The sequence below is a fragment of the Ketobacter sp. GenoA1 genome (genome assembly GCF_003671475.1).
Classification (GTDB): Bacteria; Pseudomonadota; Gammaproteobacteria; order Pseudomonadales; family Ketobacteraceae; genus Ketobacter.
Genome location: NZ_RCHM01000043.1, coordinates 106,641 through 122,366, shown reverse-complemented (window position 1 = coordinate 122,366; position 15,726 = coordinate 106,641). Strand labels below are relative to the sequence as shown.

Annotated in this window: 12 protein-coding genes; 8 read left to right on the top strand and 4 right to left on the bottom strand. The window is 54.6% G+C overall.

The features are described from left to right. The first annotated feature begins 37 nt into the window (after nucleotides 1-37). Both D9N13_RS19095 and D9N13_RS19090 read left to right on the top strand, forming a co-directional pair. Nucleotides 38-1,735 carry an AAA family ATPase gene (locus tag D9N13_RS19095; RefSeq protein ID WP_290593309.1) on the top strand — a complete coding sequence of 566 codons (1,698 nt, stop codon included), beginning with the start codon at nucleotides 38-40 and terminating at the stop codon, nucleotides 1,733-1,735. After that, nucleotides 1,732-2,361 (top strand): glutathione S-transferase family protein, encoded by a 630-nt coding sequence (locus tag D9N13_RS19090; protein WP_290593307.1) that lies wholly within the window; start codon nucleotides 1,732-1,734, stop codon nucleotides 2,359-2,361. Before D9N13_RS19095 ends, D9N13_RS19090 begins: the two co-directional genes overlap by 4 nt. Before the next feature lie 72 nt (nucleotides 2,362-2,433). Here the strand turns inward: D9N13_RS19090 and D9N13_RS19085 are convergent, their stop codons facing one another. Further along, nucleotides 2,434-3,855, bottom strand: coding sequence for a DUF4397 domain-containing protein (locus D9N13_RS19085; protein ID WP_290593305.1), 1,422 nt, complete (start codon nucleotides 3,853-3,855; stop codon nucleotides 2,434-2,436). Between the two features lie 109 nt (nucleotides 3,856-3,964). Continuing rightward, on the bottom strand, nucleotides 3,965-6,793 hold the full coding sequence (gene uvrA, locus D9N13_RS19080; protein ID WP_290593303.1) for an excinuclease ABC subunit UvrA: 2,829 nt from the start codon (nucleotides 6,791-6,793) through the stop codon (nucleotides 3,965-3,967). A 199-nt stretch (nucleotides 6,794-6,992) separates the two neighbouring features. Between uvrA and D9N13_RS19075 the strand changes: the two genes are divergently transcribed. From D9N13_RS19075 to gspD, 5 genes are all read left to right on the top strand, one after another. After that, nucleotides 6,993-8,372 carry an MFS transporter gene (locus D9N13_RS19075; RefSeq protein ID WP_290593301.1) on the top strand — a complete coding sequence of 460 codons (1,380 nt, stop codon included), beginning with the start codon at nucleotides 6,993-6,995 and terminating at the stop codon, nucleotides 8,370-8,372. A gap of 58 nt (nucleotides 8,373-8,430) precedes the next feature. Then, nucleotides 8,431-8,922 carry a single-stranded DNA-binding protein gene (ssb, locus tag D9N13_RS19070; protein WP_290593299.1) on the top strand — a complete coding sequence of 164 codons (492 nt, stop codon included), beginning with the start codon at nucleotides 8,431-8,433 and terminating at the stop codon, nucleotides 8,920-8,922. Nucleotides 8,923-9,044: 122 nt separating this feature from the next. Then, on the top strand, nucleotides 9,045-9,794 hold the full coding sequence (gene gspN, locus D9N13_RS19065) for a type II secretion system protein N (protein WP_290593296.1): 750 nt from the start codon (nucleotides 9,045-9,047) through the stop codon (nucleotides 9,792-9,794). Nucleotides 9,795-9,944: 150 nt separating this feature from the next. Further along, nucleotides 9,945-10,895, top strand: coding sequence for a type II secretion system protein N (locus tag D9N13_RS19060; protein ID WP_290593389.1), 951 nt, complete (start codon nucleotides 9,945-9,947; stop codon nucleotides 10,893-10,895). A gap of 83 nt (nucleotides 10,896-10,978) precedes the next feature. Beyond that, on the top strand, nucleotides 10,979-12,976 hold the full coding sequence (gene gspD / locus D9N13_RS19055) for a type II secretion system secretin GspD (RefSeq protein WP_290593294.1): 1,998 nt from the start codon (nucleotides 10,979-10,981) through the stop codon (nucleotides 12,974-12,976). A gap of 48 nt (nucleotides 12,977-13,024) precedes the next feature. On the opposite strand, the gene D9N13_RS19050 is transcribed toward gspD, so the two are convergent. Next, nucleotides 13,025-13,465: a YkgJ family cysteine cluster protein gene (locus D9N13_RS19050; protein WP_290593292.1), complete on the bottom strand. Its 441-nt coding sequence runs from the start codon at nucleotides 13,463-13,465 to the stop codon at nucleotides 13,025-13,027. 194 nt (nucleotides 13,466-13,659) lie between these two features. Between D9N13_RS19050 and D9N13_RS19045 the strand changes: the two genes are divergently transcribed. Beyond that, nucleotides 13,660-14,655, top strand: coding sequence for a ketopantoate reductase family protein (locus tag D9N13_RS19045; protein ID WP_290593290.1), 996 nt, complete (start codon nucleotides 13,660-13,662; stop codon nucleotides 14,653-14,655). A gap of 52 nt (nucleotides 14,656-14,707) precedes the next feature. On the opposite strand, the gene D9N13_RS19040 is transcribed toward D9N13_RS19045, so the two are convergent. Further along, nucleotides 14,708-15,712, bottom strand: coding sequence for a serine/threonine protein kinase (locus D9N13_RS19040; RefSeq protein ID WP_290593288.1), 1,005 nt, complete (start codon nucleotides 15,710-15,712; stop codon nucleotides 14,708-14,710). Nucleotides 15,713-15,726: the final 14 nt, after the last annotated feature.

Sequence of the window (15,726 nt, the reverse complement as noted above, 5' to 3'; positions counted from 1 at the left end):
ATTCGTTCAGCAATGTCCAGATTATGGTTGTCTGCAGATGAAGCTTTATATTGAACGTCCTTATTTACTGTCCTTAGTTGACCGGTTTCCAGAGCTGGATGGGTTGCTCGACCAGCTTCGGTTCGGAGCTCGGGCGGAAGCGTCATTTCAACGCTTTACCCTAACGCAATTGGAGTTTCTGTCCTCTCTGTACAACAGGGCAGGCAGCGAAATGACCTTGCAGGCTGCCCAGATTAATACGTTGACCAAAGCCCTGAGCAAGGATAACAAACGTTATCGGGAGTCAGAATTGGAATCCCTGGTTCCTGATCTCATTGGTTATTTGTTGAATGAGGGAATAAGGGGTTGGCTGTTTAAAGGCAATGCTGAAGGCAAACCGCTGCCCTTTGTGGTTTCTCGAATCGACTTCTCCCCGCCCGGGGAGGAGGAGTCAGGCAGGGTGCTTCTTGATTTGAAAGCGAACGCCATGGGAAAACTGCAGTCGGTCTCGCTTATGATTCTGGAGCGGGATATCGTGGGTTATAGTTTGCCGGAGATTTTGGCGGCAAAAGGCTTTTTCAAAGAAACAATCGAATTGATGGCAGCCTACGATCGATCCAACCAGCGGTATTTCGAGTTGCGCGCCTGCACTGGCCATCAGTTTGTTGGTCAGGGAACGGGTATTTATGCTGATGATCCGACGGCGAGTCATCGCAATACTGACTGGTCCCGCAAAAGCCGCATTGTGCTTTCCAGCTCCGGTGAGCGGGCAAGAATGGTCAATGACGAAGAAATCATTAAAGACCGCTCACTAGAGTTCGAGACAAGTGGTGATGTGTTGGCGAAGTATCTGCGCAAGGCCGGTCGCAGTACTCATTACAATGACAGGATTGAAGCCCAGGTGGAGGCCGTCAGGGATGATATTCCACAGCTCATGTTTACCGAAGTTCCGGTTCATGGCTATATGCTGATGTTTCATCTTGAGTTGCATCACCATATTTGGGTGCATGTGGATGATGTTGAGCTTTATGAATATAAACCGCAACTAAAAGAGAAGTTGGTTCTTCCCCCTGAGCAGACGGATTTGATTGATATCCTCACCGCAGAAATGGATGTGTTGATGGACGATGTGGTGCAGGGTAAGTCAGGTGGTACCACTGTGCTGTGCGCTGGCCCCCCGGGTGTGGGTAAAACCTTGTCGGCAGAGGTCTACTCCGAAGTGATTCGGCGCCCGTTGTATCGGGTGCATTCAGGTCAGCTGGGCTTAAACGTGGTGGAAATGGAGCAGGCACTTAAAAGCACCCTGATTCGCGCACAGCGCTGGGGAGCGGTGATGCTAATCGACGAGGCGGATGTATATATCAAGCGCCGGGACGATAACATCGCCGCCAATGCTGTGGTGGGCGTTTTTTTACGGGTGCTGGAATATTTCAACGGCTTGTTGTTTATGACCACCAATCGCGTAGACGATATCGATGAAGCCATCGTTTCGCGTTGTATAGCGCTTATCAAGTATCGCCCACCCAATGCCGCAGATCGTCTTAAAATCTGGCAAGTAATGGTGCAGCAATTTCAATTGCAAGTACCTCACCAATTGGTTGAGGAGTTGGTTGAGGTTTTTCCCAGCGCCTGTGGGCGCGACATTAAAGGCCTGGTGAAGCTGGTGGCCAAGTTCTGCCAACACAAGTCAATTGAACCATCGCTCGATGTGTTCAGGCAGTGCAGTGTGTTTCGGGGTATGGAGGTGGGTCGATGAACATGCGCTTCTACATGACCCCAGGCTCCTGCAGCACTGGAATACACATTCTATTGGAAGAGTTGGAACTGGTGTTTGAAGCGCACTGGGTGGATTTGTTGAAGGGAGATAACCAGCATCCCGACTACCTGGCGCTCAACCCGAAAGGCACTATCCCAACCCTGGTGAGCAGGGATGGCAGCGTCTTCACCGACTATGTTTCCATCGCGTGGTGGTTGGGGCGAAATCATCCGGGTACCGGCTTGATCCCAGGGGATCTGAAGGGCGAGTTGCATGTGCTGGAGTTAATGAATTATGCCGTGCATGTCGTTCATGGGCAGGGTTTTACGCGGGTGTTTACTCCGGAACAATACCTTTCTGCTGGTGGTGAAAGAGAGCGGGTGATCAGTCGCGGTAAGGATCTGGTGGGTTCGGGATTCAGTTGGTTAAGCGCTAAGATGTTGGCTGGTGACGTTCCGACGGAATTTTCTCTGGCAGACCCCGCGCTGTTTTATATCGAGTTCTGGGCGGACCGAATTGGCTTGGCCTTGCCGCCTGTTTGCCGGGAGCACTATAACCGAATGCTGTTGAGACCTGCGGTGCGCCGGGTATTAATGGAAGAAGGATACGGCTCTCTGTTTCGATAAGCATGACCGTACTATGGGCGACACCAGTTAGTAGGGGGCTTACCAACTGCTGTCACCCATAGTCGGGCTGGCTCAGTTACTTAACAGAATGATGCCGAAGTCAGTGGGGGCACCTGTAGGTTCGCTGGGGCCACGGGCGATGGCATGGAGTACATCACCCCCGGTTACGGTGACGCCTTCGAGATTGATCGCCACTGTACCTGCCGCTACCACTCTGATGTCATAGTTGCCCGGTATGACCGCAACATAGTCAGTGATTGTTCCAAACGCGAAGTCATCCAGTAGTGGGGCGCCTGCCATGCCGGCTTCCACCTCTGCCACTGAATAGATGCCGGCGCCGGTTATGAATACATCCACGGCACCTGCTGCTGGTGCGGCGTGTGTCAGTTTAAGGCTGGCCTGGGTGGCAATAGCGCGGTTGTCATCGGCGCTTGCCAGAAGGTTGAATGCCGGAACTGAGGTGACCCGCCCAGCCGCGATCACGGTGTATTCCATGCCGGCATTCAGATTCAATGGCGGGGACGTAAAGACGCTGTCACCGATGGTGTCGGTATCAGGGGCTACATCCAGAGTGTAGGTGCCGTTGGGTATGCTCACATAGTTGTCTGCTGCCGGCACAACGCTGGTATAGTCAAAGGCGTCGATCAGCTCAACAGCGCTCAAACCCAGTGCGGGGCTGGATGCGAACACTTCCACGGGGCCACCGGCCGCCGACGCCGCATCGGGCGATGCGTGGACAACCTTGGCGCCGGTTAGCGTATCCGCATCCCTCAGTTCCACGGCATCAGAATCGGTCACGGCGAGGAGCTTTATGGGGGCGGCGGCATTCTCTGTCTGGTTTTCACTGTTGATGGCCAGAATCATCAGCTTTTCACCGGCGAACCCTGTCAGGTCCACTGGGCCGGAGTTGTAAACCAGAGCACCGCCGAGAGTGACCTGAATTTCCACCACGCCAGCGGCTACTGCACCCACATCAATATTGTCCTTGAAGTCAAAGGTAAAGGCCGGTGTCGCGCCTTGGATGCTGGCGCCGGGGGCGGTCAGGTACACATCCACGGGCCCGGCCACGGGGGCCGCATGGGTTACCTGCAGGGCCACTTCATCGCTGCCTGGTGTGGCGGTGGATTGTGGGACCACCAGAGGCTCTATGCTGCTCACCGAGTTCACCGCGACGAGGGTGGGAGTGTCGTTTTTGCTGATGCGAAAGCCGTCCACATCAATCACGGTGGCGTTACCGCCCGGAATAATGCCTTCAACCTGGACCCGATAGCTTCCGGCCAGCAGCTTGGTAAAGCCCGAGCTCGCAGCGTAATCCAGGCCTTCTATTTTGCTTTTGCCGTTAAGCAGGATATTGACAGGGGGAGCGTCTGGGGAGGCGTGGATTACCCTCAGTTCACCACTGGGGAAAATTGTGTAGAGTTTGTCTTCGTCGTCGCATCCGGTGAGGAACAGTGTACCGGCCAGTGCGGCGCTGAGTGCTGCTAGTTTGCGCATAGTCTTTCTCCTGTTGGTCCTCCAGCACCCTTGCTCGAGGTCAGCAGCGACTATGCCGCAGGCGGTGTCAACACAGCGTGAACCGGATGTGAACGCAGCGTGAACGCCGCTATTTTTTTGCCAACAGCGGTTTGAGAAAGCGGCCGGTATGCGAATGTTTCATTTTGGCCACCTCTTCCGGCGTGCCTTCGGCAATAATCTCGCCACCACCACTGCCACCTTCCGGGCCCAGATCGATGATCCAATCGGCGGTTTTGATGACATCCAGATTGTGCTCGATGATGATGACAGTATTGCCTTTGTCTCGCAATCGGTGCAGTACATTCAGCAGTTGTTGAATGTCATGAAAGTGCAGTCCGGTGGTGGGCTCATCCAGGATGTACAGTGTTTTCCCGGTATCCCGCTTCGACAGCTCTTTGGACAGTTTAACCCGTTGCGCTTCACCGCCGGACAGGGTTGTGGCGGATTGGCCGAGGCGTATATAGGAGAGGCCAACGTCCACCAGTGTTTGTAGTTTGCGGGCGATCACCGGCACGTTTTCAAAAAACTCCAGGCCATCTTCCACCGTCATTTCCAGTACTTCGCAAATATTCTTGGCTTTGTAACGGACCTCGAGGGTTTCCCTGTTATAACGCTTGCCTTTGCAGACATCGCAGGGCACGTACATGTCTGGTAGAAAGTGCATCTCTACTTTGATGACACCGTCACCCTGGCAGGCTTCACAGCGGCCGCCTTTCACATTGAAGCTGAAGCGGCCCGGTGTATAACCCCGGGAACGGGCTTCCTGTGTGCCTGCGAATAATTCCCTTATGGGAGTAAACAGACCGGTATAGGTGGCGGGGTTGGAGCGGGGTGTGCGTCCTATGGGGCTCTGGTCTATGTCCACCACTTTGTCGAAATGGTCGATGCCATGGAATTCGCTGTAAGGTGCCGGCTTATGGGTGGTTGCTCCGTTCAACAGAGTGGCCGCCAGCGGGAACAGGGTGCTGTTGATCAGTGTGGATTTGCCGGAACCGGATACACCGGTGACACAGGTCATCAATCCTACCGGCAGATTCAAATCCACCTGTTTAAGGTTGTTGCCATGTGCGCCTCTGATCTGCAGTTGCTTTTGTGCGTTGGGCTTTACCCGTTGGGGAGGGATCGCAATGCTTTTACTGCCTTTCAGGTATTGCCCGGTTAGGGATTTGCGGCAGGAGGTGATTTGTTGCAGGCTTCCGGCGCGCAGCACTTCTCCACCGTGAACGCCGGCACCGGGCCCGATGTCGATGATAAAGTCCGCCGCCCGAATCGCATCTTCATCGTGTTCCACCACGATCACGGTATTGCCCATATCGCGCAGTCGGGTGAGGGTTGCCAGCAAGCGCTCGTTATCCCGTTGATGCAGACCAATGGACGGTTCGTCCAGGATGTACAACACGCCCACCAGGCCGGCGCCTATCTGGCTGGCCAGGCGGATGCGCTGGGCTTCTCCGCCGGATAGGGTTTCGGCTTTGCGATTCAGCGACAGGTAGTCCAGGCCCACGTTCACCAGAAACTGCAGGCGTTCCCGGATCTCCTTGAGAATTTTCTCTGCGATCTCACCCTTTTTGCCATCCAGCCTGAGGGTTTTGAAATGATCCAGGGCGTCGCCCACCGGCAGTTTTACCACTTCCGGTAAGGTCACCGCTTCAATGTAAACATTGCGTGCAGCTCGATTCAGGCGGGACCCTTGACAGCTCTGGCAATCTGCAATGCTCAGGTATTTTGACAGCTCTTCCCGCACCGCATCGGACTCGGTTTCCCGGTAGCGGCGTTCCATGTTGGGGATGATGCCCTCAAAAGGATGGTTGCGGGTGATGACATCGCCCCGGTCATTGAGGTATCGGAAGGGAACCGGGTCGTCGCCGCTGCCGTGCAGAATGATACGGCGCGCTTTCTTGCTGAGTTTGCCGAAAGGTTTGTCGATATCAAAGCCCACATGGTCAGCCAGCGAATTCAGCATCTGAAAGTAGTAGACACTGCGCCGATCCCAGCCTTTGATGGCCCCTTCGGCCAGGCTCAGCTCCGCAGACACCACGATCGCATCTTCATCGAAAAACTGGTTAACACCCAGTCCGTCGCAGGTGCTGCAGGCCCCGGCTGGGTTGTTGAAGGAGAACAGGCGGGGTTCCAGTTCGCTGAGATTGTAGTTGCACACCGGGCAAGCGAACTTGGAGGAAAACAGCAGTGCTTCGCCGGGGTCGTCCATGTTGGTCACCAGGGCGGTACCTGCAGCCATATTCAAGGCGGTTTCGAAGGATTCTGCCAAGCGTAGCTCCATGCCTTCCTTAACCTTGAAGCGGTCGACCACCACCTCGATGGTGTGTTTGCGTTTCTTGTCGATTTTCGGCAGTTGATCCAGGTCCACCACAATGCCGTCGATGCGGGCGCGAATAAAGCCGTCGGCGCGCAGTTCCTCGAACAGGTGCAGGTGTTCTCCCTTTTTATCCTGAATCACCGGTGCCAGCAGCATGTAGCGTTTGTCGCCGGACAAGGCCATGACATCGTCCACCATTTCGCTGACGGTTTGTGCCTCCAGCGGCAGGTCGTGATCAGGACAGCGGGGCGTGCCCACGCGGGCATAGAGCAGGCGCAGGTAATCGTAGATCTCGGTAATGGTGCCAACCGTGGAGCGGGGGTTATGGGAAGTGCTCTTCTGTTCGATGGAGATGGCAGGTGAGAGCCCCTCAATGTGATCTACATCGGGCTTTTCCATCAGCGACAGGAACTGGCGGGCGTAGGTGGAAAGGGATTCCACGTAGCGGCGCTGGCCCTCTGCATACAGGGTGTCGAATGCCAGGGAAGACTTGCCGGACCCAGACAGCCCGGTGATGACAATGAACTTGTCTCTGGGAATGTCCAGGTTGATGTTTTTCAGGTTGTGCGTGCGTGCGCCGCGAACTTGAATGGTGTCCATCTTGATCCCCCGCAAAATAAACCCGCAAGTATAAAGACATTGCCGGATGGGAACTAGCGCTTAAGTGCTCTGTCCAGTTTGCAGAGGATGGGGAGGGTGGTGGCAAACCATTGGATGGACGGATAGTCGTCAGAGCCTCTACGAGATAGCGGGCATCGGTGGTAGAATTGGCGGCCTGTCTGGGATATTGAAGTTATCTATGAATTCGTTTGAAATTCGGGCCACGTGGTCTCTTGCCAGTCTGTTTGCGCTTAGAATGCTGGGATTGTTTATGATCCTGCCGGTATTTGCGCTCTATGGGCAGGATCTGGAAGGTGCGACCCCCGCCCTGATCGGTATTGCCATTGGCGCCTATGGGCTGACGCAGGCGTTGTTTCAGATTCCCTTTGGGCTACTGTCCGATCGCATCGGGCGTAAACCGGTGATTATTGCCGGTTTACTGATTTTTCTGCTGGGCAGCCTGGTGGCGGCGCAAGCCGAGACCATCTATGGGGTGATTGCCGGCCGGACCTTGCAGGGGGCTGGCGCCATCGCCAGTGCCATCATGGCCTTGTTGACAGACCTGACCCGTGACGATCAGCGAGCCAAGGCGATGGCCATGGTGGGGGCCAGTATCGGGATGTCTTTCGCCCTGGCATTGGTTGCCGGGCCTGTGCTGGCCGGTTGGTTTGAGTTACGGGGGCTGTTTCTGTTTACTGCGGTACTGGCCGGATTTGGTGTGGCGTTGACGGTGTGGGTGGTGCCGGCACCGGATGTTCGTAAGATCTTTCGGGATACCCGCCCTGTTGTGTCCCATTTCTCTGATGTGCTGCGGGATACCGGGTTGTTACGGCTCGATTTCGGGGTGTTCTGTCTGCATATGGTATTGACCGCCTCCTTTGTAGTGTTACCAGGGTGGCTGTTGACCAATGCCGATATGGACAAGAACCACCATTGGATGATTTACCTACCCATTCTTTTCCTGTCTTTTGTCTTAATGTTACCGCTGATGATCGTGGCGGAAAAAGCCCGCAAGATCAAACAGGTGTTTCTGCTGGCTGTGTTGTTGCTGGGGGGCTCTTTGTTTGCCCTGAGCCAGTGGCATGATAGCCTGTGGCCTATTGCCATTGGGTTGTTTGTGTTTTTCTGGGGCTTTAACCTGCTGGAAGCGCTGTTACCCTCACTGGTCAGCAAGCTGGCGGCACCCGGATTTAAGGGAACTTCCATGGGGGTGTATTCCACCTGCCAGTTTCTGGGGGCCTTCGCGGGCGGTGCCGGTGGTGGCTGGCTGCTGGGCCAGTATGGCGATAGTGCAGTCTACATGGTGGGGGCGGGAATGGTTGCGGTCTGGTTCCTGTTGGCCTGGAGTATGAAGCAGCCCGCTTACCTGCAAAGCGTCACGTTACCGTTGACGCAGACGGGTGAACTTGATGCGGGGGTGTGGGCGTCCCGATTGATGGGGGTCACCGGTGTTGAAGAAGCGGTGGTCATCGAAGAAGAAAGAGCAGCCTATTTAAAAGTGGACAACGCGCGTTTGGATAGAGAACAATTGAAGCAATTGTCTCAGTTGTCTATGCAGAGCCAGGCGGAGCCAGCCTGATCGTGGTTGGCAACGTCCTGAAAACTATCAGTTATGTATCATCAAACCGGAGAATCTCATGGCACAACGCGGAGTGAACAAAGTCATTTTGGTGGGCAATCTCGGCCAGGACCCCGAAACCCGTTACATGCCCAGCGGCGGGGCCGTGACCAATGTATCAATTGCTACCAGCGAAACCTGGAAGGATAAGAATTCCGGCCAGATGCAGGAGCGAACAGAGTGGCACCGTGTGGTGTTCTTCAATCGGTTGGCGGAAATTGCCGGCGAATATCTGAAGAAAGGCGGTAAGGTTTATATTGAGGGTTCCCTGCGCACACGCAAATGGCAGGATCAGAGTGGTAACGATCGATTTACCACGGAAATCGTAGCCAACGAGATGCAAATGCTGGATTCTCGTGGTGCTGCCGGTGGCGGTGGTTCTGATGATGGTTTCTCCGGTTACGACCAGATGCCCGAAGCGCAGGGTTCGATGTCCTCGCCGGCCAGCTCCGGTGGCAGCAATAGCCCGTCACCCGCCGGCTCGGATTTTGAAGACGACATCCCATTCTGAGTTCGAGCGTCCCCTCAGGCAATGGGGCCAGACTAACAAAGTATGTTAAGCTCGCCCCTTTGACGTAAACTGATAACAATAAATAGAAGTAAAAGGAGAGGGAACGCTTCCATTCCCGAGTCATGAAAGTACGCAATCTGATTCTCGTCGGCGTGTTGTCTTGTGTGGTGTTCGCCTTTGTCCTGTTTCCGGCCAGTTTGCTGTGGCGTTTGGTTTCCGGCTCCGTCACCGGGTTGCCCGTCCAGGTTGAGCGTGTGGGCGGCACCATTTGGGATGGTTTTGCCTATGGCCGCCTGCGCACCTCGTATGTGAACGGCCCGGTGGTAATTGGCTGGGATTTGCGGGGGCTGCGCCTGCTGCTGGGTGAAGTGGCGCTTGGATTGCGCGTGGAAGGCAGTGATTTCCGCATTCACGGCGCCGGGCACTGGGGTTTGTGGGGCAAAGGTGTTTCGCACCTGAACGGTGACGTGCAAGCCACCTTGTTGAATCAATCCCTAAGGCAATTCGGTGTTGCGGCCGCTGGTGTGGTCAACGTGGAAGACGTGACCGTGAATCTTTCCGGCAATACCATCACCGCAGCCAACGGCTGGATTCGCTGGTCCGGCGGACGTGTGACCGCACCGGGTGCCGGTTCCGGTAATCCACTTGACTTTCCGCCGGTGAATGGCGAGGTGCGCGAGGATGCCGGTAACCTCTACCTGACCGTCACCGAGGCCAAAGGCAACAAGTTGCTGGCGGAAGTGGGGGTGCTGCCGGAGAAGGGAATCGGCAGTGTAAAAGCACTGCAACGGGTGCTCTCTCTGGCAGGGATGAACCCCGGAGGGGACGACGACAAGGTACTGGTAAACATGCAGCAACCGCTTCCTTTTTAACGGCGCGCCTTGCTGGCAAAGCATTGTAAGCATTCACTGCTAATCTGTTATTAAAGAGTACGGTCTTATTCGCAACCGGTGAACCTTCAGGTAAAGTGAGGTTCTTACAACAAGAATAAGAACGCTGAACGTCAGGAGAAGACTTTGACAGTGGAAACCCAATTGAATCCTTGGGTGAAAAGAGCCAATTCGGCGGCTTGTTTGCTGCTGGTGATCATCACAGCCTATGTGTTGGTGAAGCTCGTGTACCTGTTTGTGGATGCTTCTGTCGGTTCCGCACCAACCCTGTACGGCCAGCAGTCTGATGTCAGTCGTCCTATGGGGCGTCAGGATCAGGTTGATACCTCGGTGATCCCCATGTGGTCCCTGTTTGGTAAAGAGGGGCAAAAAGTCGTTCAAGAGCAGCCTAAAGACGTTAACGCACCCAAGACCCGCCTCAGTCTGGAGCTGCAGGCCGTGTTTGTGGCGCCAGTGGAAGAGCGATCCACCGCCATGATAGCGGAGTCACGCAAGGACAGTGAGCTGTACCATATCGGCGATAAAGTACCAGGTAATGTTACGCTGGCGGCGGTGTACCCGGATCGGGTATTGCTGAACCGAAGCGGTCAGCTGGAGGCGCTGTATTTTCCAGAGAACGCCAAAGGCGGCCTGACCCGATCGGACAACCGAAGCGCCAATCCCCGCAGCCGTACCACCCGTAATCCCCGCACATCGTCCAGCAGCCGAATGCCCAATTCCCGTTCCGGGTTCGGCGGTAACTCGGGTATCGCTACGCAACAGGCGCAGGCGGCAATGGCACAGCAGATGGTAAGCACCCTGCGCGAGCAGATTCAGCAGGATGCCAGTGAAGTACTGGGCCAGTTCGGCCTGGCATCCAACAATGGCCGGGGTTACCGGGTGGCGGATAACCCTAATCCCATGCTGGCGGCAATCGGTGCCAAGCCAGGGGATGTGATTCTGTCGGTAAATGGTCGCAGCCTGGGGGATCCGAACCAGGACGTAGCATTGATAGAGCAGGTGATGCAGGATGGTACGGTGCGGGTTTCCATGGAGCGCAATGGTCGACAATTTGATTCGGAGTACGCCCTTCCGGGGCTGTAGGCAACAGCATGTTATTGGATAGAAAGAATATGAAGAATTGGTGGGTCGGAAGCGAGTTTAACATGCAGCTAACGCGGAAGCTGATGGCACTATGCTTAACGGTGATGATGCCGGTTCTGTGCTGGGCAGCTCCCAACGATGAGGGTGCCTGGAAGATCAACATGAAAAAGGCGGATATTCGCACTTTCATTGAACAGGTGTCTGACATTACCGGTTACAGCTTTATTGTCGACCCCCGGGTGAAAGGGGAGGTGACGGTGGTTTCCAATACGGAAATGTCATCCAGTGATATCTTCGACATGTTCCAGAGTGTCCTGCGTATCCATGGTTATGCTTCGGTGAAGACCGGCAATGTAGTTAAGATTGTGCCCACTCAGGGGGCCAAGCAGGAAGATCTTCCCCTTGGAGGCAATGGCCTCGGCAATGAAAAAATGGTCACCCGCGTGATACCCGTTGAGAACACCAACGCAACCGAACTGGTGCCGATTCTGCGGCCCATGGTGCCGCAATACGGCCATCTGGCTGCGGTGAGTTCTGCCAACGCTCTGATCATCAGTGATCACGCCAACAACATCGCCCGCATCATTGAGATCATTCGACGCATTGACAGTGCGGAGAGTGAAGAAGTGGAAGTGGTGCAGCTTAAATATGCCTGGGTGGGCGATGTGGTAAAAACACTGGAGCAGTTGACGCCGGTGGAAACCGGTGCCAAGAAAAGCAGCCGTAACAGTGGCAATGTGCGTGTTCGTGTGGTGGCGGAAGAGCGCACCAATCGGTTGATACTGCGGGGCGAAAAATCCGCGCGGGCGCGGGTAAAGGCATTATTGGTGGATTTGGATCGGCCGGTGGAAAACAGTGGTTCCACCCAGGTTATTTATTTGCGCCACGCGGAAGCGGAGAAAGTGGCGGAGATTCTGAGTGCATTGGTGTCGGGGCAGTCCGCCACGGCTTCCAGCCGTAGCACCAGCGCCCGAGGTACGGCGAAGACAGCGGCCACCCTGGCAACACCCACCGCCACTGCCGGGGACATCACCATACAGGCGGATGAAACATTGAATGCCCTGATTGTACGGGCGGCACCGGCAGATCTGGCGGAAATCCGCGATATTGTGGACCAGTTGGATGTGCGCCGCGCACAGGTGCTGATCGAGGCTGCGTTTGTGGAAGTATCCGGTAGTGCCAGTGAGGCGTTGGGTGTGCAATGGGGCTACGGTGATCCGGCCAATGGGCTAGCGGGGACCAGCCTGGCGACCTCCGGCCAGCTACCTTTATCAGCCATTGCCGGCTTGATTGAAGGCGGAGAAACCGGCTCCGATACCGGCAGCTTTTCCGGCCTGTTGGCCGGTGGTGCCAATGAAAGTGGTGACGTCAAAATGGGGGTGGTGATCCAGGCAGTGGAAACTAACCAGAACGCGAACCTGTTGTCTACGCCCAGTATCATGACCCTGGATAATGAAGAAGCTGAAATCATTGTTGGTGAAAATGTTCCCTTTATTACAGGTACCAGCTTAAGCAGTAATAATGATAATCCGTTCCAGACCATTGAGCGCCAGGATGTGGGCCTGACCCTGCGGGTGACGCCACAGATTAATGATGGCAATGTGGTGCGTTTGCAGTTGGTGCAGGAAGTCTCCAACGTCAGCAATGAAACCATTAGTGGTGCTGCGGATATCTCGACACAGAAACGGTCTGTAAAGTCGGTGATTCTGGCCAATGATCGAGAGATCATCGTTACTGGCGGGTTGGTGAGGGACGACCTGGAAGAGGTGGTCAGAAAGGTGCCGTTACTGGGGGATATTCCCTTGCTGGGTGTGTTGTTCAGAGCCACCGAGCAAAAAGTTACCAAGCGTAATCTGCTTTTATTCCTGCAGCCCACTATTATTCGTGACGATGCCTCCGCTAACGAGGTGAGCCAGGCCAAGTATGACCAGATGCGCAGCCTGAGCCTCAAGATAGATCAGTATGGGAACATTGAACGGGAGCCTAAATCGGTCTTCCCGGAAGATGGAAGAGAAGTGCTTCGCAAGGGCCTGCGCTTCGGAGTGCAGGGTGAAACCGACGAAGCGGTGGAAACCGAATAGAAAAGGGCCCGCTGGGGCCCTTCAATGTGTTTGGAGGGCGGCCCTTGTTCAGACCATCGGTGCTGCATTCTTCTTCCAGCTCTTCTTCTTAAAGCGCTTATCCCAGCTTTTAAAGCGCTTGCGGCAGTATTTGTTGAGGTCATCGTAGCCTGAAAAATACAGCTCGCTACCATCTTTGATACTGACATCGTATTCACAATAATCGTTCGTATGATCCCGGCAAATCAGGGGCCGTACTTCGTAGATGCCACAGCGGCCATCGTCCAATAGGTGGGTGCACTCGTTAAGCACCAGCAGAAACCAGCCCTCTTCATCCTTGAAAATATGAATGTTTTTATGGGAAATCTGCCATAGCAGTAGATCGAAATCCTTCATGGTGGTGGGTTTATCGATATTCTGCGTAACGTACTGGCAGCATTTGGATTCATAGCAGCGATCGCATTTGTTCTCTGCTTCTGATAGTTCTTTCAGTTTGATTTTTTTAGCCATAACAATAAGTTAGTGCTCTTTTTGGTTGGGTGGTGCGACCAGGGTAAGGTTGGATATATGTTTATGTTTTCAGCGTAACGCTATTAGAACAACATGATATAAAAATTACAGCATTAACCCAAATCAATAGCTTGTGACCCCACAAACCCTGTGTTTATATCCATAGGACTGTCACTAGCGGAGGGACTGACAACGTGGTAACAGCATTAATCGTAGGGGCGGGCGCAGTCGGGCAGGTATATGGTCATTTCCTGCAACGGGGCGGAGCTTCCGTGTCCTACTTGGTAAAAGAAAAATACAAAGAAGAATGCGAAAAAGGATTTACGCTTTATCGGTGTCGACGCAGCGGTCTTGGTGCTGCGGAAAAATTCGAGGCCGACGCTATTTTCACTCACTATGAGGATCTTAAACAGACCCATTGGGATCAGGTTTGGCTAACGGTTTCTTCGGCAGATTTGCGGGGTGGCTGGCTGGAACAGCTACGGGAGCAGATTGGTGATGCCACCGTGGTGATGCTGCAACCTGATCTGGATGATCGGGATTATGTGCTCAGTGTTTTTCCCGCTGAACAGGTGGTGTGCGGCATTGTTAATTTTATCAGTTATCAAACACCACTACCGGATCTGCCGAATTACCACCCGGATGCGGGCAAGGAAGGCGTTGCCTATCTGGTGTTGCCCATGATGCCCGCGGAGTTTTCCGGTAATGAGGAGCGTTTGCCCGGTGTGATGGGAGCAATGGCGGCGGGGCGCTTCAATGTCAAAGTCGAGCAGGATGCCTCCCGGATCTACGCGGATCGTTCTGCCATGATGATTCCACTGGTGGCCCTGCTGGAATTGGAAAACTGGTCGTTCAGGCGCTTACGCATCAGCAATTCGCTGGATCTTGCCGTGGGCGCGGCCCGTGAAGCCCTGGCCATTGTGGCGGCGAAATTCGGTCGGCGCATGAACTGGACCGAGCGCCTGTTCAGCCTGTTCTGGGTGAAACTGGCATTGCCCATGATGCGATTTCTGTCACCGATGGATGCGGAATCCTATGTCAAATTCCAATTTGTGAAGACAGCCCCACAAACCCGTTTGATGTTGAAGCATTTTATCGATGATGGGGAAAAACTGGGGCGGCCGGTGCAGTCTCTACGCACTTTATACGATCGTTTACCAGAAGAACCTGCCTTGAAACAGGTAGCCTGAACCACTCAAAAAGCCCGGTTTTTCACGCCGGGCTTTTTGCTGTGTGGGCTTTTCAGAACAGGCTAAAAGGTTCACTGTCCAGCAACAGCCGCTGCTCTTGCAGGCTGGATACGTGCTCCTGCCAATATCCACTGGTGTTGAACCAGGTGAAATTACTGGTGAAGGCGGGGTCATCCCAGCGTCTTGCCAACCAACCGGCGTAGTAGATCATGCGCATGGTGCGCAGGGGCTCAATCAGTTGCAGTTCGCGGCGGTTGAAGTCATTGAATTCTTCGTAGCCATCCAACAATTCGCTGAACTGTCCCACCTGCTCTTGTCGGCTGCCGGCCAGCAACATCCACAAATCCTGCACCGCCGGTGCATTTTGACAATCGTCAAAGTCCACAAACCAGGGCCCGGTTTCCCGATGCCACAGAATATTGCCGATATGGCAATCACCGTGGCAGCGTATCCATTGAGGGTTCACTTGCTGAAACAGATCCGCAAAGCGGCTGCTGAAATCCTCAATCAATTGGCGGTACTGCGGCTTCAGGTACTCCGGAAGAAAAGGATGCTCCAGCAGAAACTGAGCGGGCTCGGTGACCAAACGCTGGACGCTGAGGGTGGGGCGGGCATTAAACAGGGTGGTGCCACCCACCTTGTGCATGCGCCCCAGTAATCGGCCCAGCCACAGCAGTTGATCGAAATCGTCCTGCTCAGGAGCCTGCCCACCCTGGCGCCGAAAGGCAGCAAACCGGTAGCCCTGAAAATAATGCAGCGTTGTGCCGTTGAAAGCCATGGGTGCAACCGCCGGCAGTTCCAGATCGGCTAAATCCTGGGAATACCGGTGTTCCTCAAGGATGGCCTCATCGCTCCAGCGCAATGGCCGATAAAACTTGACGATCACCGGTTCCGCATCCTCGATGCCCACCTGATACACGCGGTTTTCATAACTATTGAGGGGAAAAATCCGGGCGTCTGACCAGAAGCCCAGGGACTCCACGGCGCTGATCACCAGATCCGGTGACAGCTCATCGTAGTTGGGGTGCAGCTCAGTCTGTAATGTGATTTCACTCATGGCACCTGTATCCG